We start from the raw sequence: 23,581 nt of genomic DNA, 5'->3' as shown, positions 1-23,581 counted from the left end.
ATTGCTGCAATGAATCAATTTAAACCTGGTTATGCTTCTGGATAATTTAACTTATTTACTACTTACTTATTCCGGAAAGTGACAGAAGAGGGTTAAGCTACGAAGTAGATTGTAAGCAAGCAAATAGTTGAGCCATCTATTACTTTCACATTTCGACCACACCATAATTTTTCTGTTGTTACTTTCTCTTCTAAGCTTTGTGCCGAATCATTGAAAAGTTTCTCCAATAATTTCTCTGGCAATCTTGCCCGTGCTTGGCAGTATGCACTTGTATCTGTTGACGGAATTTCTACTTCTGATTCTGCCAAATGTGCAATTATTTTACTTACAGCATTGTGGCAAGTTTTATCAGTATCTAAAACTTGAGATAAAAATGCCCACAAGGTTATAAATCAATACGGTTCAGATAAGCCCAAAACCCTCATGTAGAGACGCGATTTATCGCGTCTTAAAGACCAATTACCTACACCAATAACCCTTAACTGAACCGTATTGGGTTATAAATGGGTCAAATAACCGTTTTTTATGTTTAATTTTTAGCTCAGAGATTACTTGCTTAATTGCAGATTCCGGCAATAATTCTTTAAAAGGTAATCCCAGACTTTGATGAAATTTATCCTTGAGAATTTGCACTCGTAGTGTCACAGTAGTATTTATGATGTTTGCTTGCTCGTCTTTTTGAAAGTATTTCATGAACGAGTAAGCTTTTCCTACCTAAAAATTTTTTGGACAACCCCTACATCTTTGCACTGTCTAGAGTTAGGCATAGCATAGTTTACTGCCACAGGCATCTCAACTACGCTCCTGGCGTAACCAGGAACAAACTTCATTAGCGATCGCAATACTTCATTAAGAATAATCGCCTGCCCCGTTCCGACAATGTTTAATAGCTTTAAAATACTGTATGGCTTAGAGCTTTTCTTAGTACCATTCTCCTCTGCTCCCTTGCTCCCCTGCTCCCCTGCCTCCCCTCCTCCCCTCAAAATTAAATTGTCAGCCAGACCACTAATTTCTTTCTTCCAAGTAGCGAGAAATTGCATTATCAAGGTGTGGCATTAATTCACCTCGATTGCTACCAAGAACGCTGTAAGCTGGGCGGGGAGCTATCCAACCAAGTTCTTGCGTAGGAAGAGCAATTAGATTGCTGACACTCACACCTGCTTTTTTCGCCGCCAATCGGGCTAAGTCAGACCAAGCTATAGCACTTTTGTTAGCCAAATGCCACAAACCCTTCTCGCCATCAATCAGCAAATCAAGGCTGGTATGGACAAGATCGGGTACATAAGTAGGCGAGACGATCGCATCTTCGGCTGCGACAAAAGTATTACCAGCACTAAGCTGACGTAGAGCGATCGTCACAAAGTTGTAATCATCCCAAGGTCCGAAAAATGCGCTGGTGCGAATCACTAGCGATGCCGGATGAGCTTGTGATACCAGCTTTTCTGCCAAAACTTTGCTGCACCCATATATATTGAGGGGTGCAACGGTATCAGTTTCGACATAAGGATTAGACTCAGCACCATCAAATACCAAATCTGAAGAGAAAGTTAGCAGCGCCACATTATGTTGAGCGCAAGCAGCAGCTAAGATCGCTGGGCCTTCAGCGTTTACCTTCAAACAAACATCGGGTTCGCGTTCGGCATCGTCTACCCGCACGTATCCCGCAGCGTTCACAACTGCCCACGGTTGTAACTCGGTAAGTACTTTATTGACGGAAGCAGGATTGGCAATATCCATATCTTGGCGTCTGAGCAAGCAATATGAAATTCCTCGCACTTCACACAACCGAGCAAAAGCTTTGCCTAGAGTTCCTGTAGCTCCCACGATCGCCAAGGGACGAAGAGAAGCAGGGGAGGAAAACGGCAGAGATGGGGGAGATATGCGACAACTGACAGCTGGGTATAATAGGCGCTCTTCTCGATGCCACCATCCTGGTGTATCAAGTAGTGGATGATTGGGTTTATGTCCACTGGCTAAATCTCGCACCATCTTAGCGATCGCAGTTTGTCTAGGCTGTGGCGATTCTCCAGAGGAGACGCTACGCGAACGCAAATCAAATACACCTGGCTCGTAGTATCCTGCGGAGCGAGTCACTAAACTATTCCAATCGTAGCTGCCCAAAAGTGCCCAAACAGTCACAGCACGAACATCTGCGCCCTGGTCTCGTAATTCTTGGGCTGCATTCCACACTTCATTGAACCAGCGTAGCTGCTCCTCACGGGTGCAACTCAAATGAACTTCAGTGACAGCAAAGGGTAGTTTGTAACGTTCCCATGTCTCTTTGAGCAATGTTCGCGGCCCTGCCAAACCCTCAGCGCAAACTCGCACTGCCTCTACATCTGCATACTTATCCCGACCATTACCACCATACGTCCCAGCTGGATAGTTTTCTAGATTTTCATCTAAAAAGCGCTCGCTCGTCAGGTAATGGTTAATGCCGATAATGTCAGGCGGACAGGTATATTGTAAAAATTCTTCAAGTTCAGTCTCGCTGATGCCACAATCGTGCAAGTAACCCCACATGGGATGAGTTGGGTTGATTCGACCGCATAATAAATCAAGACTCAACCAGCGACGTTCATTCTCAAATTCTGCTTGATAAGCCAGCTTTGGCGTACTATGAGTTTTACCCAAATCCTCTGTTTGTACGAGTTGGGCATTGGGATTGATTTCTCGGATTGCTTGCATCGAAAGAGCGATCGCTTTACACTCCCCTAACAATGCACGGGCGAAAGTTAAATCGTCCTTTCCGTGGGGATACCAGTGACCATACATCCCACTGAATCGGGCTGTTGTCAGTGGCTCGTTTACAGGTGTGTAATGTGTAACCCAAGGATAGCGTTCTGCAACTGCACGAGCAAACACCGCTAGTTTCTCAGGAAATTCTGGATCTACCAAGCTGGTATCACGCGGGCCACTACCATGATGCACTAGCCCCACAATTGGGCAGATACCGAGTTCGCGCAAGCGTCCCAGGCGTTCATCTGCCCACGACCAATCAGCATTCTCTAAACCATTGGGTGCTATGCGCTCCCAAAGTATTGGATAGCGGATGGCGTGTATGCCTAGTTGGGCAAATAAATCTAGGTCATCCAAGCGCGTTGCATGACCATTGCGTTCTAACTGATCGAAATACTCTTCACCCACACGATTAACCGTACACTCTACACCAGCCCACACTTCTAGAGGAAGTTTTGATTTAGGAGTGTTGAGCGTCGAGTTGAAAGCAGAAGCCATAATTTACAACTCAAGCTGATATTTTATTTGATGCGTTCTTTTTGATTTTTGTCGGGTGTGTTATGCCAGAGGCTAACGCACCATCCCAAATTTTCGGTGCGTTACAGATATGAGCAGCCTACTAAATACAGAGCAGCCCTAATTACGAAATTAACGCGATATGCAACTTATTCTTAGAATCCCGCTTCCATTCCTCTCCTCTACAGGGAGCTACGATGATACACACAAGTATGGAATAGCTGATTAAGCAAGGGTTTTACCCCACCCTAACCCTCCCCTTATAAAGGGGAGGGAACTAGATTTCCGGTCTCCCCCCTTTATAAGGGGGGATTAAGGGGGGTAATTCGACTTGTAAGTACACTGCGCCCACAGGGAGAGGCTTTCATTCTTACTCCCCAACGCTAGTAGGGAAGGGGCTGGAGGTTAGGTTTTAAAGAAAGTTGCACGCGGCGTGAATTACGAATTATTTAAGCCTTAACCCCAATTTGCTTGTACACAGACAAAGCCTGAGCAACACATTGATCCATGTTGTAGTACTTGTAGGTAGCTAGTCTTCCCACAAAATATACTCCTGGTGTTGTATCAGATAACGCCTTATACTGCTTGTACATTTCGTTATTTTCAGGACGGGGTACAGGATAATAAGGGTCTCCCTCAGCTTGAGGAAACTCGTAAACAATGCTAGTTTTTGAATGCTCCTGACCAGTCAAGTATTTAAACTCGGTTACACGAGTATAAAGCTGTTCATTAGGATAGTTAATTACTGGCGCTGATTGAAACACTGAGGTGTTATGCGTTTCATGCTTGAAATCAAGTGAGCGATAGGGTAGTTTGCCGTAGCGATAATCAAAGAATTCGTCAACCGGCCCAGTGTAAACCATCTCGCGGCAAGGTATAGCTTTTTGGATTTCCTGATAATCGGTGTTGAGCATTACCTTGATGTTCGGATGATTTAGCATATTGTCGAACATCCGGGTAAAGCCGTGTAGTGGCATCGCTTGGTAACTATCGGTAAAATAGCGATCGTCACGATTGGTACGAGTCGGAATTCTGGCAATTACTGATTTGTCAAGTTCCGATGGGTCGAGTCCCCATTGCTTACGGGTATAATTACGGAAAAACTTTTCATACAGTACTCGACCAACTTTGCTGACCACCACATCTTCACTAGTGCGGATGGATTCTACGGGTTCAGCAAGCGATTTATAAAACTCTTCTACCTCAAATGAATTGAGATTCATGCCATACAGCTTGTTGATGGTGTCGAGGTTGATCGGAATTGGAACAAGTTGCCCGTCTACACTGGCAAGGACGCGATGTTCGTAAGACCGCCACTGAGTAAAGCGTGAGAGGTATTCAAAGACTTCGCGGGAGTTGGTGTGAAAGATGTGGGGGCCGTATTTGTGTACGAGAATGCCATCATCGTTGTAATGATCGTAGGCATTGCCGCCTATATGGTTGCGCTTGTCTACAACCAGTACCTTTTTACCAGACTGAGTTGCCAAACGTTCTGCAATGACGCTACCAGAAAAACCAGCGCCGACAACCAAGTAATCGAAGGCAAAATCTCTGGTAATGATATTTGGTGCTTGTTTACCAGCTGCACCTGTGGAGTTAGCTTTGTCTTCACCATCACGGGCTGCGATCGCAGAGTCAATCAGCTTCATCATTGATGCCCAAGTGCGATCCCAAGAAATCTTTTCTAAAAAGGTATCAACTCGACTCAACCATTCTGAGGCTGGGGTGTCTTCTTGCATTGCTTGTTCTGCGGCGATGACGAACTCAGAAACTGTATCTGCAATTCGCACCAACTTCGACTCTCCGTAGGGACGCACTACATCACGAATTGAAGTAGATACTACAGGTCTACCTGCGGCAAGATACTCTGGAGTTTTGGTCGGGCTAATAAAACGTGTTGACTCGTTACGCGCAAACGGCAACATTGCTAAGTCCCAGCCTGCTAAATAAGCAGGTAGTTGTTTATAATCTCTGCCACCGAGATAATGGATGTTTTCATGCTGTGGCAGAGTTGCTGGATCGATTTTGACAACTGGCCCAATAATTACTAGATGCCAGTCGGGGCGTGCTTCGGCAATTCCAGCAAGCAGTTCAATATCCATTCGTTCATCAATTACGCCAAAGAAACCAAGGCGAGGATGAGGAATATGAGCTTGATCTTCTGGTTCTTGAATATTTCTCGCCTGTCCAAAGTGGGATACATCTACACTACTGGGAAAGGCATAAACGTTGGGGTGCTGGTTCACCTTACTTTCGTAAAGGCTTTGTCCGCCTGTAAATACTAGGTCTGCACGACTGAATAATTCGGCTTCGTAATTCTTTAAAGTGGGTGATGCTCCTTGGAATGCAGACAATTCATCCATGCAATCGTATACCACAGCTTGGGGTTGCAAGTGGCGGGTAAAAGGGATCGCCATTGGTGTGTAATACCAACAAATGTATTTGTTGATATTATGCTCTGCAAACAAATTATTAATTAGTAATTGTAAATCTGCGTTGATTGCTTCTTCACTTAAACCTTGTGGTAGGTATGGCACGACCACAACTACTCCATTAGCATCTTCGTTTATATCTAACCTTGCTAAGGGTTCTTCAGAGAAAATTGGCTCTTCAAAAAAGAAGACTCGCTTTCCTTGAGCGCAGCGACTAAGAAGATGTTGTGGCCTTTGATAGACGAAATTCCAACGTAAATGAGATAGGCAAACTATATCAGGTGTGTCTTGAAAAGTTTCTGTTGATTGAACTTTTTTATTAGACGAAGTTAAATCCAACAGTGATGTACTGGATAATTGCATTTCGTCTAGCTGCGATTGCGATCGCTTTGTTTTACGTTGCTTCGGCGAAATAATATTGCTGACACCGTTGTTTTGGACTTGAGATTTTTCACTTGCCATAGTTCGTCTCATTATTTAAATTATTAATTCTGACTACCAAAAAGCTAATCCCTTTTCTTTGTAAAGCAGCACTAAGCTTACTTCCAGGCAAAAGCTTGCAACATAGTTTGCTGCTTTTCAATATCGAATCGGTATACTCAATACTTCGTTGCACTAATAAGAAAATACTGTTTTATGTCTAATTGTTTCATCTATCCAAATAAATATAAAATTATTTTCTTTATTAAGTCCTAAGCACTATCTTTTTATCAACATCTGAAATTAAGTTATCATTGATTTATGTAAGATTTTTTTATTTATAAACCTATGCACATATTGTTGTATTTGTCTGTTCGTTTTCGTACATAACATTATTAAAATAATTATCTCTAGTATTAAAATTAATAATCTCTGGTTATTTATTAATTTGCTTTGTTATTCATATTAAAATTTTGCCATAAAAGTATATATGAGTTGGTTATTCTTTAAGCATCAAAAAATATTTTTTTACAACCTAATATATATTCTTTTGTTATCTGGGATACATGTTGTTGTAATAATTATTTTAAAACCTGTAGTAAATGAAGCAATTTCTTTTATTGTTGATTTATTAGAAACAAGTATTATAAATTTTACCCTGATGATATATATTTTTTCTCAGCCTTTGGTAGGTTAAAAGCTTTTTGACTATGTGTAAAATTGCTCGTAATTCAATTCATAAACCTCACGCGATCGCTTCTAGTGATGCTAATCCGTGAAGCGATCGCTTTTCTCTCAATATTTCTCTAATAAAATAGGTAATGCAGCAAGTGTAAGCATTGATATTCAAAAGTCATAATGTTGCTTTTTAGTAGCAGTCAACATTAATAGACCTCTTGCATAAGTCGAATCTACCCCCCTTAATCCCCCCTTATAAAGGGGGGAAACTTGAAATCTTGCTCCCTCCCCTTCACAAGGGGAGGGTTGGGGAGGGGTGACTCAACGATTTTTGCAAGAGGTCTAATAAATTAAGTAGCAACATTTCTGGATTTAGAAGTTTTTAACTTCTTTCTTAATGATATAAATTTATTTTTTTAATTAAAATTGGTGCAATTCCCACCAATTTTTTGCATAATCTTGTACGCTGCGCCGTAGAATTTTTAGGAATTACTTCTTACACCGATACTATCACAGCGCGTCTATTTAATCGTGGTTTTGCAGTTTCTTATGCATTGCTGGCGATCGCCGGATTGTTGCCTTTGGCTAAGACATTTTTCGGCTTAATGCCATTGTTCGGCGCTAATGTTTTTCTTAATGCATCAGCAGCGATCGCAACTGGCTACTACAGTGTTGTCATACCAGCTAAAGTGAGCAGTGTTAATGTATCGCAAAATCTTTAATAGTTGCTGATAGTCTGCGGTGTCCAGGTAGGACCATTGCAAGATGGCCCTTCTGGTTTCCAAATCAGCATATCTAAGCAGATTTGCCGCATATCCATGTTTTTCGTCCAAGCATGGTAGACAACATACTCAGTCTTACCATCTGGCCCAAGAACAATAGAATTATGTCCCGGCCCGATGACAAAATTAGGAACAGACTTTAGCACCCGTGGCCCGGTTTCGTTACCTGCATCCGAGTAAGGCCCCATCACGTTGTCAGCAATGCCATAATCTACGCCGTAGTTCTCAGTTTCCCAGCGTCCACCACTATAAAAGCAATAGTATTTACCTTCATGCTTACGAACGCAGGGGCCTTCTAAAGTATGCCAATCATAGATTTCACCATACATCAAACGATTGGCTAAAAACCGTTGCCAATCCGATCGCGCACGTAAAACCACTTTTTCTTCACCAGCAAGCTTAGTCATGGTTTGGAGTTTGTCTACAACTAATGCTGTGCCAGCACGCACTCCATCCGATGTATCCAGAAAGTCACGGGCGTAAAACAAATACCACTGTCCATCGTCATCCTGAAATGGGTGCGGATCGATCGCAAAAGGACAAGATTTTGGATCTACGACTGGCTCACCAACATCTTGATAAGGGCCTAACGGAGTATCGCTTGTAGCTACACGTAACTGATGATTCTTGTCTTCATGCCCCACAGAATAGTAGAGATAAAACTGGCGATCGCAGTAAGCAACTTCGGGGGCCCAAAAATTATCGCCAAGGGTGGGATCTGGCCGTTGTAGCGCGTTCCCAACATAATCCCAATTTACAAAGTCGAAGGAGCGTAACAGAGGAAAGACACAGGATTTTTTATTGGAGTTAACATTTGGTGCGTCCGCTATTTCATCTACTGTTCCTTCTGCTTCTGCTGCACCAGTTCCGATCGCATAATATACCCCTTCGTGTTGCCAAACAAAAGGATCGGCAAAATAACCTTTGTAGACTGGATTAGTATAACTTTGCATCTTAAATTATCTATGGAATGACAAAAATCTTTCTTCCACTAGTAGTCTGCCAACCCAAAAATGCGCTTGTGAGGGCTGGAGAAAGGGGAAAGGGAAAAGGGTAAGGGATTTAAACCCTTTACCCCGCCAAGTCACGAAAGCGAACTACTAGTGGTTAGTCAAGTTAAGAATGCTTGCTTTGTAGTAAGGGCTTTAAAGCTTAAATCAAGGACTAAAGTCCTTACTACAAACTTATTTGCCAAGCATTGTTGCCTTGAAAAACTACTAGTATTTGAAATTCACGTAAGTTTCGACTTTGTTCTTAGGTAAGCTTTCTACTAGCTGACACCGTAGCATCTGCTTTAGTTTTTCTGGGAGACTTTGATAATAGTCTTGTGGGAGAGTTAAATCTACCTTTGGTGTGTGCAACCAATGCATAGCATAGCCCATAACTACCATCGGTCTTGGATGGTTTGTCCGATTTGGGGAACCCCGATGCAGTGCTAAAGGCGATCGCACCATTACGTCACCTGGCTGCATATAAAAGGATTCCATTGGAATTTCACCACTGGCAACCTTTTCTAATCCTTCTTCTCGCGGTATAACATGGGTTCCACGCGCCATTTGGAACGGCCCGTTTTCTGCGGTTACTTCCACAAGGGGAAAGTTTACTGCGAGGGCGTAAAGTGGTGTAACTATGCGATCGCTAAATAATGGGCGAAAGTCCCGATGGGTTTCCTGATAATCTGAACCCTGAAATGGAACATCAACTCCCATCTGAACCATTACGTATTCTTGGAAAAACACGCGATCTAGGATACCCATAATCACTGGATTGGCAAAAACTAACTCATTAGCAAATGGGTAAATCCAAGGCAAGGTTAGATAGTAGCGCGAAACTTCACGAGGAGCCAACCCACCTGGTTGATTTTGACGCTCGTAAAATAATTTTTCAAAAGCTTGTGCCCAGTCGTCAATTAATTTTTGCTCAAAAACACCGGGAATCACACAAATTCCGTCTTGATTCAATTTTTGAGCAAATCGGTCTAGGTCGGTAGCTGAATATTTCGCTATACCGCCTATACTTTGAACCATCTTTTTTATCCTCTTCAACTTATAACTAGAGGCGTATTAATATCAGACCTCTAGGAGATTTTTTATTGCTTGTCGATAGTAGCGCACTATTTTTAAAATTGGTGGCTTATGCCAATCCTCTGTAACAATTAATTTATATTAATTATAACGAATTAGTTAACATAACTAAACTCTTCGACACTCCAGACAATGCAACGCGATCGCCTGGCTTTGAAGGGCATCTAATAGTCAAAAAAGTGCACTTGGACTCAGCAAACCACCAATAGACACACCTGCATACATTAGCACATCGGCAGCTTCACGGGCGAAGGTAAGTATGACTGCTAGCCCAATTCCAGAGTTACCACTTGTGATTAGGGACTTCCAGAAAATAAATTATCCCATTTTCATAGTGGCAGATTCTTTCTCCTCTGCCTCCTCTGCATACACAACGATGGAATATTTTTTTAGTTGGAAATCCCTTATGGCGGCTTTGCCTTGCAGTTTTTCAGAACTGCGATCGGAATTTTTGCTATAGCTGTTAATTATGCTCAATTACCTAACAAACTAACTCTTTGAGACTTTAGGCAATTCAACACTATCGCCTGGTTTTGAAGGCCATCTGACAGTCAAAATAGTGCAGTCGGACTCAGCAACCCACCAATGGGATACACCTGCACACCAAAGAACATAATCACCTTCACGAGATAATAAAATTTCTCTATCTTCAAATTGCAGGCGAAATTCTCCGTGAATGAGAATTGAAAGCGTCGCAGCTTGGTTATTTACTGCCCACTCAGTTCTACTTTCACCTGCTTTGTGAACAGCCCATTTTACTTCTAGCATTTCCGTGGAACGCGGATCGTCTTCAGGGGTGATAAAGTGACCCATGAACCATCCCCAACGATTTACACCTTCAACGCCTGCGTTTCCATAAACAACTTTAGGCTGCATCACTTAACTCCAAAGAAGGAACCAAAATTTGTCCGGTGTAACCTGCTTGCTTGTATTGTTCAAGAACATGATTTCCAATATCTTTGCTCTGGCCTGATTTAACCAAAGCAACACAAGCACCGCCAAAACCAGCACCTGTCAGCCTTGCACCAAACACTCCTTCTGTTTTCTGCAAAATCTCTACTAATGTATCCAGCGCAGGTACGGACACTTCGTAATCATCCCTCAAACTGGCGTGGGATGCGTTCATTAATTCGCCAAAGCGCTCAGATGTTACTCCCTGCACTACTTCCAAGACGCGGTTATCTTCTGTAACCACATGACGGGCACGACGGCGTAGAGGTTCGGGTAGTTTTTCTGTTACCTCAGCATCAGTAATATCTCGTAATGCTTTAACTCCTAGCGATCGCGCCGCTTCTTCACACTCAGCCCGGCGCTGGTTATAACCGCTAGTGGCAAGGGTGCGGGGTACGCCGCTATCAATAACCAAAATCTCTGCATTCTCAGGCAAAGGCATCACCCGGCGTTCTAAAGTTCGAGTATCTAAAAACAAGATATGCTCGGTATCAGCCAAACTAGAAGCCATCTGATCCATGATGCCGCACTGCACGCCAGCATAATGAATTTCTGCTTGCTGGGCGAATTGGGCGATTTCAACATCATCAATAGGAAGCTTCAGAAGTTGCCGTAATCCCCGCAGCGTTGCCACTTCCAAAGCCGCGCTACTAGACAAACCCGAACCCATCGGAACTGATGATTTGACGTATACAGAAAGCGATGGGATTGTGTGTCCTGCTTTTTGCAAAACCTCAATACAGCCAAAAATATAACTGGCGAATCCAGACGGGGAATGGTTTATATCTAAAATGCTCACTTCCTCGTTGAGATTTTCCGAGTAAAAGTGATGATGGCCATCGCTACTCAAACCTAGCTGTACCGTCGTGGATTGAGGAATCGCAGTTGGCAGAACGAAACCATCGTTATAGTCAGTATGTTCGCCGAGTAAATTTACTCTTCCCGGCGCACTGGCTTGAGTTTCAGGTGGTTTACCGAATACTTGTTGAAAATTCATAATTTTTAATTGTATAAAGGTACAGGGCGTAACCTTCCTTCTACCTCAACATTAGGAAAATTTGGATCGAAAGTTAGATTTTCCAACTTTCCATCCTTGAGAATCACAAAAGTATCTTCAATCTTTGCCCCTGCTAAACTAGGGTTCCAAGCAACAGCAATACCTTCTGTCAAAGTATCAGTAGTAGTTGGATTGGCGACGATTTCTCGCGCTAGATATCCAGTGGTTCCTCCTTGGTGATGTTCGCGGATGGCATTGGGAAATCCATGCTGCTCATAAGCCTGAGTTAGGGCGTGATAAACTGCATCGAGACTGGTTCCGGGTTGGCACCAATTCAAAATTACTGCTTCTATTTCGCGCACATGGGAATGCAATTCGGCCCGTTCGTCTGAAAGCTTACCAAAACAAACAAATCGAGTCAGATTTGCATACAAACCGTAACCTCTAGCGCAAAACACCAGCATCGCTTGCTGTCCAATCTGTTCTCCGGTAGCTGTTGCATGACGGTATAGCGGTAAACGTCTCTCACCCGCTACTAGTGTCAGCGCTGGATGCAACCCTTGCGCCCATAACGCCTCTGCACCCGCACCTGCTAATTGATATTCTGTCCAAGTTGGCTTGGCGGCTTTGAGTACCTCTGTCATTGCCTGACTAGCTTTTTGCCCAACTTGACGATATCGCTCTAATTCACTTGACATCATTACCCGTTTATGATTTTGCAGAGTTGGGGGTAACGGCTTTTCTAAATTGGAGATGGGGCGATCGCTAACTACTTTTCCGCCGCCAGTTACATCGCGAACGAAAGACTCACGGGCAGCATAATCAGCCCAAGGGTTGACATACACCTTAAAATTAGCTGGCAGTTCCTCATCCTTAAGACGCTGGGCTTCAATTTCATCCGTCAATACCCAAGCATCTTGAGTAGTAACTAATACTTCTGCTACGCCACTTTCAGCAGTCAGCAGTACGGTATTAGAAGCACCAGCCGTCGCCCAAGCAAACCAGTCTGTACCCCGCAAACGCACGCCTTGCACTTCAGATTCACGCAAGGTTTGCCCGATCAACTCTAGCTTCTTGGAGACTTCTTCGTTCATAGGAAAAACACAGATAGATACAGATGATTATCAAATTTATCTAGGTCTGTCTGCGTCTGTCTGAGGTTGGTATTCCAAATGGTACACTAGCGATCGCAATTACCGCCGGATTACTCAACAATCCTGATATGGCAGTGTATCAATTGTATTAATCTATATTTAATTTTCTAACCAGTTCTCTAATCGTAAGTTATCAATATTACTAAAATCTTTGATATTATTAGTCACGAGAATATCATTGCGAGAACGAGCAATAGCAGCAATTAACGCGTCTAATTCTCCAGTGGGTTTACCAATATTTTTGAGTTCGCTTTGAATCTTGCCAAATTCAATAGCTGCTTCTAAGTCAAATGGTTCTATGGGTAATAGATCAGTAAACTGCTGCAAATTTTCCAGATTCTTGGACATCTGTTGAGAATAGTAAACGCCTTTATAAAGTTCCGCAACTATAATTGTTGATAGATAACATTGGCTAAAGTAGCGATTAAATTTTTTCACCGCTTGGGGGTTTTCTTTGAGAAGTGCAATGCAAATGTTAGTGTCTAACAGATACATTAGCTATTATCCTGATTATCAATTGAGTCTATGCTTCTACCTTGGTAAGTATGACGTTCTTGGTCAATCTCTACAAATATTTCTGTTAAATCTGGTTGATTTTTCCACACTCCAAATAATTTATTTAATTTAGCTAATCTCTCTTCTTCTGTTAAATTCACTTTTGGTTCGCATCTTTCCTTTTCAATAAATTCTAATTCTATAATTATTTCTGTTCCATCTGGAATGTTATTTAACTGCTCTAATATTTCTATATTTTGACCGCGTTTTATTCCTCTGACTTTCATGTTATTTTATCCTTGATGTTTTGATATGTTATCAGTATTAGCTTAACATCTTAAAAGAGGGGCAGTTAAATACACGTCTTCTATCTAATAGAAGATACAAATGAAATTAAAACTTCTTATCATGATGACGTTTTTGTAGCAATAAAATCAAAATTTTACAAAATTATTTAGCATATATGCTAAATTAGCCTAAAGTATCACAAACACTAAACTAATGGACAGAAAATTTATATTTAGTAGTTTTTTATACTCTAATGGGATATTGATAGAGACTAAATTAAGAAAAGACAGGAGGTTTTCGCCGCCTGCTTTCTGTTGACATTAAATAGGATTGGTATAGTTGGGTTGATGCCAACCCAATATCTTTGCTTTGCCAATTTCCCCTTTATGCTGAAATTGGCATTTGCAGATTGACATTCACTGCCTGTAACTCTTTCGCTTTCTCCTCCGGTAAAGCATCATTGGCAAACATCCCGGCTGCAAGTTCGGTTCCCGCCAGATACTTCAGTCTTTCGCTTGTCCGATATGGTGGAAAAAACTCGGCGTGTAAATGCGCTTCGGGATGCGCTAAACCGTCAGTTGGTGCTTGGAACCAAGCCATCAAATAAGGAAACGGGCGATTCCACAAACCGTCATACTTGAGAGTGACAGTTTTTAACGCCTTAGCAAGTCCCCAACGTTGTTCTGGGGTAAGATCCGTAAAAGTACTAACTGGCTCTTTTGGTGCAATCCAGACTTCATAGGGGTAACGAGCGCATACCGGGACAAATGCGATCGCATACTCATCTTGATAAATAATCCGTTGATTGTCTGCAATTTCCTTCTGAATCAAGTCTTGCAGTAAACCCCGTTGATGTTCTTTATAATACTCCTGCTGCATTGACAGCATCCGCGCCGGAACAGGTGGTATAAAAGGATAGGCGTAAATTTGCCCGTGGGGATGGTGCAATGTTACACCCACCTCTACACCTTTGTTTTCAAAGGGCAGCACGTACTGAATTTCAGGATTTAGTCCGAGTTCGCGGGTGCGATCGCCCCATACTTCTAACAGCAAATCTAGATGATCCAACTCTAAGGAACTCAGAGAGGCGCGAGCATCTTGAGTAAAAACCACTACCTCGCAGGCTCCATTAGCTGGTAACGTTTCCACGATCGTATCAGGTGGATTGTTGGCTGTCAGACTCATTGAGGGAAAGCGGTTATCAAACACTGCCACGTCATACTTACCTTGGGGTAGTTCCGTTGGGAACTCAGGGTTGGTGGTAGGTGCGAGGGGATTATATTCTGGCGGCGGCATGAATGTCCGCCCTTGCCGGTGACTAGCATAAGCTACCCATTCCCCCCGCAAGGGGTGCCAGCGCAGGTGGGGATTCGCTTGCACTGGCTCATTACTAGGGCTAGGAGCTTCTAACTTACTAGTAATTGGGTAACGACTGTATAATTTGAGTTTGCGTCCGTCGGGCTTTAACAGCTTGTGGGAGTACATAAACCTTGTCCTGAGAGGGTTGCTGCGCGGATTGCCTCAATGGGAAATTTCGGAGTGCGATCGCCGTACAATAAACCGTTAGCTTCTTGGAAGGTATCAGTTAATTGTGTGTAACAGAATCCGCTAAATAGCTCAATGTCATTAACTGTTTCGAGCAGTTCAGCGTATTTCATTTGTAATTCGGAGATATTCGAGCAGTTTTCATACCCCCAAGCTTGATCGGCATTCGGTTGGTCAAGAGGGGCATAGGCGATACCACCAAACTCGGTTAACATCACAGGTTGTCCCTGATGGGGATAGTTATCCAAGGTGAGGATACGTCCCCCAGGACGACTACGCTCAAATAGATCCGATATCTGAATATCTGGTCTGTAACGATGGGCTAATCGCTCAGGGTGGCGTTCATAGTCGTGAATAGCGAGGATGTCGGTATCTGTACTTTCCCAACCATCGTTACCAATTACTGGACGAGTCGGATCGAGAGTCTTAGTCAGATGATACATTGCCAATACGTAGTTACGATGAGCCGCCGTTTCAGTCAAATTTGGCACTCCCCAAGATTCATTAAACGGAACCCACGCCACAATACAAGGATGGCTAACATCTCGCTTGATGATTTCTGTCCACTCCCGCGTCATGCGTTCCACAGCTTTCGGCGTGAAGCGGTAAGCGCTAGGCATCTCCTCCCATACTAACAACCCCAAAACGTCTGCCCAATATAAAAAGCGGGGGTCTTCAATTTTTTGGTGTTTGCGTACTCCGTTAAAACCCATAGCTTTGGCGAGTTCTACATCACGTCGTAATGCTTCGTCACTGGGTGGAGTCATTAATGTCTCAGGCCAATAGCCTTGGTCGAGAACTAGCCGCAGATAGTAGGGACGACCGTTAAGCATAAAGCGATCGCGCTGAATGCTGACAGTCCGCATAGCTGTATAAGATTGCACTTCATCTAACAGACGATCTTTATCCCATAGCTGAATTTGGGCATCTATCAGCGTTGGCTTTTCTGGACTCCACAGTAATTCATTACGGCAGTCGTCAATACCCGGATCGCTCAGAACAATGCGGCGGCAAATTTCCCCATTGAATACTTCATAAGTATCGCTTGCTAACATGCGATCGCCAGCGCTGAGTTTAATTTTAATTTGGACACCGGAAGTAGGTAAATTACCAGCCAGCCCAATTTCAAACCCAATTTCCCAGCGTTCGCAGTCGGGAATCCAACGAAGATTACCGATATAAGTCTCACCTACGCGTTCCAACCAGACAGTCTGCCAAATACCGCTCGTGCGAGGATACCAAATACTATGGGGTTTCAACTGCCAATCTTGTTTACCACGAGGTTTGGCGAGGTCGTGCGGATCGTCTTGCGCCCACACTGTTACCTTTGTTGTACCAGTGTCATTTAAGGCATGGGTAATATCGAGACTGAAAGAGGTGTGTCCGCCTTCATGCTCGGCTATGTATTTATCGTTTACCCACACACGAGCGCGATAGTCCACAGCGCCAAAATGTAACACTAATCTGCCTTCCCCTGGTGGCGTTTCAAATTCGCGCTCGTACCAGCAATTTGGATGAAACCCGCGATCGTTAATCCCACTTTTGGTAGATTCGGGCGCATAAGGAACTTCTATATGATGACACCATTCGGTAAAATCGCTGGGTTCGACACATTTTCCTTGGTTATCAAATGCAAATTTCCACAGCCCATTTAAAGATTGCCACTGCGATCGTTTTAACAATGGTCGAGGGTGCGCTGCTGTTAAGTCCACAAAATTACTATCAGTTTTAGAGGCTAATTTAACCTCAGGATTTTCCAAATTTAACAATTTCATCAAATTTTCTCCTTATACATAACTCAACCAACCCCTGCTATAGATTAAATCCAGACCCCAATATTGGGATTACCGGATATAGCATGAGTTTTTATCCGATCGATGAACGACGGATCGAGCTAGCAGCATTATATTTTTTTGTAGTCAATACTGATACCTTCCGCACTTCAGTGTTGAAGTATAACAATAAGTTTATGTACCCCTAGCTCGTGACATTATGGCATATACATTCCTAATCTTTGCCAGGTTATCTAAAAAAAAAGCATTAAATTTAGGTCGCTAATAACTATCATAAATCTGCCACACGAGAAAGTGGTTGTCATGAAAATTTTATTTATATCAATTATTTAAGTAAATTTTTTAAAATCATAAAGTTAAATTTTCAGATATATCAACTCTTTTTCAGACTAAAGCCAGTATTCTACAGACTTGCCATTTGGTTAGCCCATTTTTTGCCAGATTTCATCAGCTTTCAACCAGATTTTATATAAATTTCAGTAGGATAGGGAAGTGTGGCCCGCGCCAGCCAACGCCTACTAATTCGTCTGGGTATGGGGTAGCCGCGTAAAGCGGGACAAAATGAAGAATCGAGAAGTGGTCTAAGGTCAATCCAAAGGAAAACCCGGCGATGGATTGTTGTCAAATTATTTAGTTCAACAACTAAAACGTCCCAATGTTCCTATGCTTGCCTTTTAGGTTGTTTGGCGCTCGGCGCGGTGTAGCCGCACCATTGCTTGTTACAGTTGCGTAAGTCCTACCTAAATTTTAGGGTTATCAAGAGGTGTTGTTATGACTACCGATGTACCTAAAAATCTTTCCCAAGACCCAAGTATTAATCCTGTCCATGACATTGTAGACGTACAAACCACAGATTGTTGCATTGTGGGTGGGGGGCCAGCAGGAGCAGTATTAGCGCTGTTGTTAGCGCGTCAAGGCATTTCTGTGATGTTGCTGGAAGCACACAAAGACTTCGATCGCGACTTTCGCGGCGATACGATTCATCCATCGGTGATGGAAATTATGGAGGAATTGGGATTAAGCGATCGCTTGTTAGAACTTCCCCATACCAAAATGCGCCAAATTAGTATTCAAACTCCTCAAGATACTATCAGATTCGCAGATTTTAGCCGTCTGAAAACCCATTATCCCTACATTACAATGCTTCCCCAGGTAAAATTCCTGGAGTTCATCACCCAAGAAGCACAAAAATATCCTAGTTTCCATCTGGTGATGGGTGCGAATGTGCAGGAATTAATTGCCGAAAATGGCATGATTCAAGGTGTCCGCTATCGAGGAGGCGGTGGTTGGCATGAAATTCGAGCAATACTGACAGTTGGTGCAGACGGTCGCCACTCACGTTTACGCCACTTGGGTGAGTTTGAGTCAATCGAAACTTCGCCGCCAATGGATGTTCTCTGGTTTCGCCTACCGCGTCAGCCAGAAGATCCAGAGGGAGGAATGGGGCGCTTTGGTCAAGGTAAGCTAATCGCCATGCTTGACCGTGGTGATGAGTGGCAACTTGCCTATGTTATTCCTAAAGGAGGCTATCAACAACTAAGGGCTGCGGGTTTGGAGGAATTAAAAAAATCTGTTGCCGAAGTAGTGCCAGAATTCCAGCAACGCATTCAAAATTTACATGATTGGTCACAAATAGCTTTTCTTTCAGTCGAGTCCAGCCTTGTCAAACGTTGGTATCGTCCGGGACTGTTACTCATTGGTGATGCAGCTCATATAATGTCCCCCGTTGGTGGAGTTGGCATTAACTACGCGATTCAGGATGCTGTAGTCGCGGCGAATGTACTTAGCAAACCGCTCAAAAACCGACAAGTACAACTTAGCGACTTAGCAAAAGTACAACGTCAACGCGAGTTGCCTACACGCATCATTCAGGCGTTTCAAACTTTGATCCAAAAGCGGGTATTGGCGCCAGTTATCACCTCAAATCGCACCTTTGTACCACCTGCATTTTTGCGCTTACCCATCTTGCGCGACCTTCCAGCCAGGTTGATCGCCTTGGGTGTTTTTCCAGTTCACGTTAAGGCTTAATTTCTGCCAAGAATTTTTTCTATTTAATCAATAAGTGGTACAATTATACTACTCTATGCAGAATTGAATGCTCAATTTAGTCAAGCGAGGGTGGCGAACGGTATACTCAATGCTGTTCAAAGCGATCGCTTGGCTTTTATGCTAGAAAGGACTAAAAAGAATTCAGCACCCAGAAGTCAGAAGTCAGAAGTCAGAATTGATAAGGAGTTTAGTATGATTAGTATATTCATTCATCAAGTTTTCTTCTGACTCCTGAATTATGTTCTCAAAATGAATGTAGGAAATTTGTTCAAACATTATTAAAAAATGCAAAAGATTAAACCTATCTAGATATTAATTGGCACTACATAGAAAAACCCCCTCTTTTGGAATCAGTACTTTTTGCAGTCAGGAGCAATTTTAATGAACAGCTGCGTTTTGATGGCGGAAATTATCAACGAGCCGCAACTCCGCTATACAGCGGATAATTTGGGAGTCACGGAAATGCTCGTGCAGTTTCCCAATTCCCAAAAAAAAGAAGATCCGCTAGCTACCTTGAAAGTTGTTGGCTGGGGGAATTTAGCAACAGAAATTCAGCAAAATTACCATCAAGGCGATCGCGTCATTTTGGTAGGACGTTTAACGATGAATACTGTCGATCGTCAAGAAGGGTTTAAAGAAAAACGCGCTGAATTGACAGTGCAACAAATTCAATCTGTTGGAGGTAGTTTTGATACCGATCCATTACCCTCAGCAACCCCAACTCCATCATTCACTGAAACTGCTCCCCGACAACCATCAGCATCTCGTCCGCCACAGAAAGACGTTAGCAGTTACGAGTCACCACGTCCAGCACCTACCCCAGCAACAAACCCTGTTGGCGTTGCTCCCCAAACGACAACTTACGAACCCGTACCTCAACCCGCAAATTATGAGCGAACCACTTACCCAGCAATGAAAGAGGAAGAACCAGATCCAGATGATATTCCGTTCTAAAGTTGGTAGTTGAGCGTGTATTCAATTTGCTTACATACTTGACAAAAAACATTATGATTAGATAATTTCTACAAATAGCCATCCTTTAGGATGTGCTATTTTTTTAGTTGCGTTGACGCTTTGCATCTAGTTATGAGACATCGCTTAGTTTAGCTATCGAGCAGTTAGGGATAGAGAATTTTACTTTCTAAATTCCCAGCTTCAGCGTTTATTTTACAATTTAATAAACTTCATCATGGCTGCCAACATCAATCAATAAAATAACCATTTCTAACAACTTCTCATCCTCAGAGAAATTAAAGATAATTCTACAATCATAAGCAACAGAACAAGACCACAAACCCGCTAAATTTCCTGTTAACTTATGAGACTTCAAAGACGGTGTAAATGGATCATCTGCCAAAAGCCTTAATACATTAACAATTTGATTCTTTAATTGCGGGTTTTTCTTTGTAATCTTCCTAAAAGAGCGCTTAAATCCACTACTCCAGACAACTTCCATCATCATCTCCGAGTAAATCAGCGATCAAATCATCAACGCTTCCCCTATGAGCTGTCCCATCCTTAAAAGCCTGCATCACTTCCTGAGCATTAGCCAAAATTTCAACCCGCCGATTCTCAATTCGTTGCTGGCGAAGAAACTCAAATAAATACTCTCGATCTTCTGTGGGCAAACTTTCAATAGAATTAATAATTTCTTGTAAAGTCATCATAGAACTTCCTAATCAAGTAAATTCTACCTTTGCTAACTCTATTTTAATCTTGAAATCCAAAACCTCAGTCTCTTACATTTGGTCAATTTGGGCAAAAATATGATATTTCAGGCGCAGTGGGGGCAAATATTTCTGGAGGGCAGAAAGAAGCAGCGATTAGCGATCGCCAGGGCATTAACCTTTCTTCATCTCGGTGTTGTGATAAACAATAAAATAAACCCTTAACTGTTCGGATACAACTATTAAGGGCGTAACTACTTATTTAGACTTAAGTAAACCACCTCTTAGTGTCAGGTCAACTCCTATCTTTATAAGCTAATCAGCATTAAAGTTGCATAATCAGGGCGGGCAAGATGCCCAACCCACAAGACATTGAGAAAATTTTAATATGCAAATTAAATGTGTTTTAGCTTAGTCGTTGACCGTGAGTCAGAGCTGTTTGTATCGATTACATTGATGTAGAAACTCAAACCAGTAATCGAAGTTAGTAAAGCAGCAATAGCCAGAGGTTTACGCAAGCGTATGAACGCAGTTTGCAGAGATCGCAGGCAGTTCTACATCGCAAATACGTGTATATTGTGGAAGTATGTGAGAAACTGCCAATTGTAAAAACCAAGTTTACCGACACATACATCAAAACTATTGTTAAAATCCAAATAATTTTAAGTTAGAATTCCTACCCAACTCCTATGAGAGAAACTGTCCTAGAGGTTCGCAATCTCCAAGTTGAATTTCCCGGTGATGGCAACACTGTCAGAGCTTTGGATGGTATTTCCTTTACGCTGCATCGAGGTGAGACTCTAGGAATAGTAGGAGAATCGGGAAGTGGTAAATCGGTGACAGCCTTAGCTGTGATGGGTTTGTTGCAAACTCCTGGCATAGTGACTGGCGGTGAAATCTGGTTTCGTCCTCAAGAGAATGCCAACCCCATCGATTTGGTAACATTGCCCCCTGAACAAATGCAGTTACACCGGGGTGGCGACATCGCCATGATTTTTCAAGAACCGATGAGTTCGCTTAATCCGGTTTATAACATCGGGTTTCAGCTAACAGAAGCGATTATGCGGCATCAAAATGTGTCAGCAGCCCAAGCACGACAAATTGCGATCGCAGGTCTGCAAGAGGTTAAACTTCTACCTAGCGATGAGGAGATCCAGCAGCAGTATATCGATTGGCATCAAACTAGCAAATCAGCGAAACTAGAACCATCAAAGTTAGCACAGTTGGTTAAAGAACACAAAGAAGCCATGCTGGAACGCTACCCTCATGAACTTTCTGGGGGTCAGTTGCAACGGGTGATGATTGCAATGGCAATTTCTTGCAACCCATTAATCTTAATTGCCGATGAACCAACCACAGCTTTGGATGTGACAGTGCAAGCGACTATTTTGGAGTTAATGCGAGAATTGCAGCAAAGTCGTGACATGGCAATGATTTTTATCACCCACGACTTGGGGCTAATTTCAGAAATTGCTGACCAAGTAGCGGTGATGTATAGAGGTAAAGTTGTCGAATCTGGTACTTCTGAGCAAATTTTCACCACTCCCAAGCATCCATATACTAAAGGTTTGATAGCTTGTCGCCCTACACTCAACCGCCGTCCCCAAAAATTACTCACTGTTTCCGACTACATGAGTGCAGAAGAGACGCCAACGGGACAAGTAGTAATTCAGCCGAAAGAACCCGCACAACCTACAGAAGTCACCAAAGAAGAGATTGCTGCAAGATTGGCTAACTTCAATGAATTGGAACCCCTGCTGCAAATCCGCAACCTGAAAGTTGGTTTTCCAGTGCGCGGGGTGTTTGGTGGGACAAAACGCTACAATATGGCAGTTAATGGCGTTTCTTTTGATGTCAAACCAGGAGAAACACTAGGTTTGGTGGGAGAATCTGGTTGCGGTAAAACTACTCTTGGCAGAACTTTGCTGCGCTTAATTGAACCGATGAGTGGTCAGATTATCTTTGAGAAACAAGATATTACTAGTCTCAAAGGAGAACGGTTGCAAAAACTGCGACGGGAAATGCAAATAGTCTTCCAAAATCCTTTTAGTTCCCTCGATCCTCGGATGAAGATTGGGGATGCGGTGATGGAACCATTATTAATTCACGCTGTGGGTAAGACAAAACAACAACGACGCCAGCGAGTAGTCGAACTCTTAGAACGGGTGGGGTTGAGTGCAGATGCGATTAACCGCTATCCTCATCAGTTTTCTGGCGGTCAACGCCAACGGATTTGCATAGCTCGTTCTTTGGCGTTAAATCCTAAGTTTATCATCTGCGATGAATCAGTTTCAGCGCTGGATGTTTCAGTACAGGCGCAGGTATTAAATCTTCTCAAAGAATTACAGTCAGACTTTCAGCTTACCTATATTTTTATTTCTCACGATTTAAGTGTAGTGAAATTTATGAGCGATCGCATTTTAGTTATGAATCGCGGTCAAATTGTTGAAGAAGGGACAGCCGAAAGCATCTACCAAGAACCTAAAGAGGAATACACGCAAAAATTAATTGCTGCGATTCCTACTGGTAGTGCTGAACGGGTGCGAAGTCGCCATCAGAAGACTTTATAGAAATAGAATTCATGAGTCAGGAGTCAGAATTCAGCAGACATCTTCAGCAACGCCAAATTAAGAACAGCCCTCAACATATTCGACTTCTGGCAATTTCCCCGCTCTGAACTCAGTGACAAGTTTACCATCAGTCTCGAAGACTAGACGATAGTTGCGATCGCTACGGTCTTTCGGGATGAAAGTTAGGTAATGTCCGTTTTGGACGTATTTATGAGGTGTAACTTGAATTTGTCCTGGGTAAAGGGACTTGATTTGCGCTTCAGTGTCGCCAATTTTTGCACCTTTGAAGGTAGTAATCTGATTATTTTGCCGCACATCTATTCTAGAAATCAATACGGTTCAGTTAAGGCTGAAAGTCGTGTAAATTAAGCATTGTCCAAGAATGAAAATGAGCGTGTGGTGCATCTCAAAGATTTCTTAT

The 23,581-nt window shown here is 42.8% G+C and carries 19 protein-coding genes and 2 pseudogenes; 4 read left to right on the top strand and 17 right to left on the bottom strand.

What is annotated here, in order from left to right:
• Window positions 1–92: 92 nt before the first annotated feature.
• From V7K45_RS03035 to glf, 5 genes are all read right to left on the bottom strand, one after another.
• A complete protein-coding gene (locus tag V7K45_RS03035) occupies window positions 93–383 on the bottom strand; it encodes a hypothetical protein (protein ID WP_335000242.1) in 291 nt (96 codons plus the stop codon).
• Window positions 384–459: 76 nt separating this feature from the next.
• Window positions 460–693, bottom strand: coding sequence for a hypothetical protein (locus tag V7K45_RS03030; RefSeq protein WP_335000240.1), 234 nt, complete (start codon window positions 691–693; stop codon window positions 460–462).
• Between the two features lie 17 nt (window positions 694–710).
• Window positions 711–1,040: a hypothetical protein gene (locus V7K45_RS03025; protein WP_335000238.1), complete on the bottom strand. Its 330-nt coding sequence runs from the start codon at window positions 1,038–1,040 to the stop codon at window positions 711–713.
• Window positions 1,006–3,237 carry a family 1 glycosylhydrolase gene (locus tag V7K45_RS03020; protein ID WP_335000236.1) on the bottom strand — a complete coding sequence of 744 codons (2,232 nt, stop codon included), beginning with the start codon at window positions 3,235–3,237 and terminating at the stop codon, window positions 1,006–1,008. The genes V7K45_RS03025 and V7K45_RS03020 overlap by 35 nt, the downstream gene beginning before the upstream one ends.
• Window positions 3,238–3,704: 467 nt before the next feature.
• The gene (glf, locus tag V7K45_RS03015; protein WP_335000234.1) at window positions 3,705–6,149 is read right to left on the bottom strand and encodes a UDP-galactopyranose mutase; all 2,445 of its coding nucleotides are present in this window, start codon (window positions 6,147–6,149) and stop codon (window positions 3,705–3,707) included.
• Window positions 6,150–7,213: 1,064 nt separating this feature from the next.
• Here glf and V7K45_RS03010 point away from each other — a divergent pair.
• A pseudogene (locus V7K45_RS03010) lies at window positions 7,214–7,507 on the top strand (DUF4383 domain-containing protein); the annotation flags it as partial.
• Here the strand turns inward: V7K45_RS03010 and V7K45_RS03005 are convergent.
• From V7K45_RS03005 to V7K45_RS02965, 9 genes are all read right to left on the bottom strand, one after another.
• Window positions 7,504–8,520, bottom strand: a complete 1,017-nt coding sequence (locus V7K45_RS03005; protein ID WP_335000232.1) for a glycoside hydrolase family 43 protein — start codon at window positions 8,518–8,520, stop codon at window positions 7,504–7,506. The pseudogene V7K45_RS03010 and the gene V7K45_RS03005 overlap by 4 nt on opposite strands.
• Before the next feature lie 264 nt (window positions 8,521–8,784).
• Window positions 8,785–9,594 (bottom strand): phytanoyl-CoA dioxygenase family protein, encoded by an 810-nt coding sequence (locus V7K45_RS03000; protein WP_335000230.1) that lies wholly within the window; start codon window positions 9,592–9,594, stop codon window positions 8,785–8,787.
• A 546-nt stretch (window positions 9,595–10,140) separates the two neighbouring features.
• Window positions 10,141–10,527, bottom strand: coding sequence for a signal peptidase I (locus tag V7K45_RS02995; protein ID WP_335000228.1), 387 nt, complete (start codon window positions 10,525–10,527; stop codon window positions 10,141–10,143).
• The gene (gene galK, locus V7K45_RS02990) at window positions 10,517–11,599 is read right to left on the bottom strand and encodes a galactokinase (RefSeq protein ID WP_335000226.1); all 1,083 of its coding nucleotides are present in this window, start codon (window positions 11,597–11,599) and stop codon (window positions 10,517–10,519) included. Before galK ends, V7K45_RS02995 begins: the two co-directional genes overlap by 11 nt.
• Before the next feature lie 5 nt (window positions 11,600–11,604).
• Entirely contained in the window at window positions 11,605–12,693 is a 1,089-nt protein-coding gene (locus V7K45_RS02985) for a M24 family metallopeptidase (RefSeq protein ID WP_335000224.1), read from the bottom strand.
• Window positions 12,694–12,852: 159 nt separating this feature from the next.
• Entirely contained in the window at window positions 12,853–13,248 is a 396-nt protein-coding gene (locus tag V7K45_RS02980; protein ID WP_335000222.1) for a type II toxin-antitoxin system VapC family toxin, read from the bottom strand.
• Window positions 13,248–13,535, bottom strand: a complete 288-nt coding sequence (locus V7K45_RS02975) for a hypothetical protein (protein WP_335000220.1) — start codon at window positions 13,533–13,535, stop codon at window positions 13,248–13,250. Before V7K45_RS02975 ends, V7K45_RS02980 begins: the two co-directional genes overlap by 1 nt.
• 385 nt (window positions 13,536–13,920) lie before the next feature.
• Entirely contained in the window at window positions 13,921–15,021 is a 1,101-nt protein-coding gene (galT, locus tag V7K45_RS02970) for a galactose-1-phosphate uridylyltransferase (protein ID WP_335000218.1), read from the bottom strand.
• Entirely contained in the window at window positions 15,000–16,856 is a 1,857-nt protein-coding gene (locus tag V7K45_RS02965; RefSeq protein WP_335000215.1) for a glycoside hydrolase family 2 protein, read from the bottom strand. Before V7K45_RS02965 ends, galT begins: the two co-directional genes overlap by 22 nt.
• 789 nt (window positions 16,857–17,645) lie before the next feature.
• On the opposite strand from V7K45_RS02965, the gene V7K45_RS02960 reads away from it, so the two are divergent.
• Both V7K45_RS02960 and V7K45_RS02955 read left to right on the top strand, forming a co-directional pair.
• Window positions 17,646–18,902: an FAD-dependent oxidoreductase gene (locus tag V7K45_RS02960; RefSeq protein WP_335000213.1), complete on the top strand. Its 1,257-nt coding sequence runs from the start codon at window positions 17,646–17,648 to the stop codon at window positions 18,900–18,902.
• Between the two features lie 402 nt (window positions 18,903–19,304).
• Complete coding sequence (locus V7K45_RS02955) at window positions 19,305–19,877, top strand: single-stranded DNA-binding protein (RefSeq protein ID WP_335000211.1); 573 nt, start codon at window positions 19,305–19,307, stop codon at window positions 19,875–19,877.
• Between the two features lie 220 nt (window positions 19,878–20,097).
• On the opposite strand, the gene V7K45_RS02950 is transcribed toward V7K45_RS02955, so the two are convergent.
• Together V7K45_RS02950 and V7K45_RS02945 are read right to left on the bottom strand one after the other, a co-directional pair.
• The gene (locus V7K45_RS02950; protein WP_335000243.1) at window positions 20,098–20,379 is read right to left on the bottom strand and encodes a type II toxin-antitoxin system RelE/ParE family toxin; all 282 of its coding nucleotides are present in this window, start codon (window positions 20,377–20,379) and stop codon (window positions 20,098–20,100) included.
• Window positions 20,360–20,590 carry a hypothetical protein gene (locus V7K45_RS02945; RefSeq protein ID WP_099100473.1) on the bottom strand — a complete coding sequence of 77 codons (231 nt, stop codon included), beginning with the start codon at window positions 20,588–20,590 and terminating at the stop codon, window positions 20,360–20,362. The genes V7K45_RS02950 and V7K45_RS02945 overlap by 20 nt, the downstream gene beginning before the upstream one ends.
• A gap of 689 nt (window positions 20,591–21,279) precedes the next feature.
• Here V7K45_RS02945 and V7K45_RS02940 point away from each other — a divergent pair.
• Complete coding sequence (locus tag V7K45_RS02940; RefSeq protein ID WP_335000209.1) at window positions 21,280–23,160, top strand: ABC transporter ATP-binding protein; 1,881 nt, start codon at window positions 21,280–21,282, stop codon at window positions 23,158–23,160.
• A 57-nt stretch (window positions 23,161–23,217) separates the two neighbouring features.
• Here the strand turns inward: V7K45_RS02940 and V7K45_RS02935 are convergent.
• Window positions 23,218–23,490: pseudogene (locus V7K45_RS02935) on the bottom strand (hypothetical protein); the annotation flags it as partial.
• Between the last annotated feature and the right edge of the window lie 91 nt (window positions 23,491–23,581).

It is taken from the genome of Nostoc sp. (assembly GCF_036917375.1).
Taxonomy (GTDB): domain Bacteria; phylum Cyanobacteriota; class Cyanobacteriia; order Cyanobacteriales; family Nostocaceae; genus Nostoc.
Note: the sequence above shows the minus strand (reverse complement) of the source record. Positions and strands in the feature narration are given on the sequence as shown.

Bases quoted from the DNA above. Each gene is read 5' to 3' on its own strand.
- V7K45_RS03025 (WP_335000238.1), bottom strand. From the start codon at position 1,040: ATGCAATTTCTCGCTACTTGGAAGAAAGAAATTAGTGGTCTGGCTGAC.
- V7K45_RS02955 (WP_335000211.1), top strand. From the start codon at position 19,305: ATGAACAGCTGCGTTTTGATGGCGGAAATTATCAACGAGCCGCAACTC.
- V7K45_RS02960 (WP_335000213.1), top strand. From the start codon at position 17,646: ATGACTACCGATGTACCTAAAAATCTTTCCCAAGACCCAAGTATTAAT.
- V7K45_RS02980 (WP_335000222.1), bottom strand. From the start codon at position 13,248: ATGTATCTGTTAGACACTAACATTTGCATTGCACTTCTCAAAGAAAAC.
- galT (WP_335000218.1), bottom strand. From the start codon at position 15,021: ATGTACTCCCACAAGCTGTTAAAGCCCGACGGACGCAAACTCAAATTA.
- V7K45_RS02975 (WP_335000220.1), bottom strand. From the start codon at position 13,535: ATGAAAGTCAGAGGAATAAAACGCGGTCAAAATATAGAAATATTAGAG.
- V7K45_RS02940 (WP_335000209.1), top strand. From the start codon at position 21,280: ATGAGAGAAACTGTCCTAGAGGTTCGCAATCTCCAAGTTGAATTTCCC.
- V7K45_RS03005 (WP_335000232.1), bottom strand. From the start codon at position 8,520: ATGCAAAGTTATACTAATCCAGTCTACAAAGGTTATTTTGCCGATCCT.
- V7K45_RS03020 (WP_335000236.1), bottom strand. From the start codon at position 3,237: ATGGCTTCTGCTTTCAACTCGACGCTCAACACTCCTAAATCAAAACTT.
- V7K45_RS02995 (WP_335000228.1), bottom strand. From the start codon at position 10,527: ATGCAGCCTAAAGTTGTTTATGGAAACGCAGGCGTTGAAGGTGTAAAT.
- V7K45_RS02945 (WP_099100473.1), bottom strand. From the start codon at position 20,590: ATGATGACTTTACAAGAAATTATTAATTCTATTGAAAGTTTGCCCACA.
- V7K45_RS02965 (WP_335000215.1), bottom strand. From the start codon at position 16,856: ATGAAATTGTTAAATTTGGAAAATCCTGAGGTTAAATTAGCCTCTAAA.
- V7K45_RS03030 (WP_335000240.1), bottom strand. From the start codon at position 693: ATGAAATACTTTCAAAAAGACGAGCAAGCAAACATCATAAATACTACT.
- V7K45_RS02950 (WP_335000243.1), bottom strand. From the start codon at position 20,379: ATGGAAGTTGTCTGGAGTAGTGGATTTAAGCGCTCTTTTAGGAAGATT.
- V7K45_RS03000 (WP_335000230.1), bottom strand. From the start codon at position 9,594: ATGGTTCAAAGTATAGGCGGTATAGCGAAATATTCAGCTACCGACCTA.
- glf (WP_335000234.1), bottom strand. From the start codon at position 6,149: ATGGCAAGTGAAAAATCTCAAGTCCAAAACAACGGTGTCAGCAATATT.
- V7K45_RS02985 (WP_335000224.1), bottom strand. From the start codon at position 12,693: ATGAACGAAGAAGTCTCCAAGAAGCTAGAGTTGATCGGGCAAACCTTG.
- galK (WP_335000226.1), bottom strand. From the start codon at position 11,599: ATGAATTTTCAACAAGTATTCGGTAAACCACCTGAAACTCAAGCCAGT.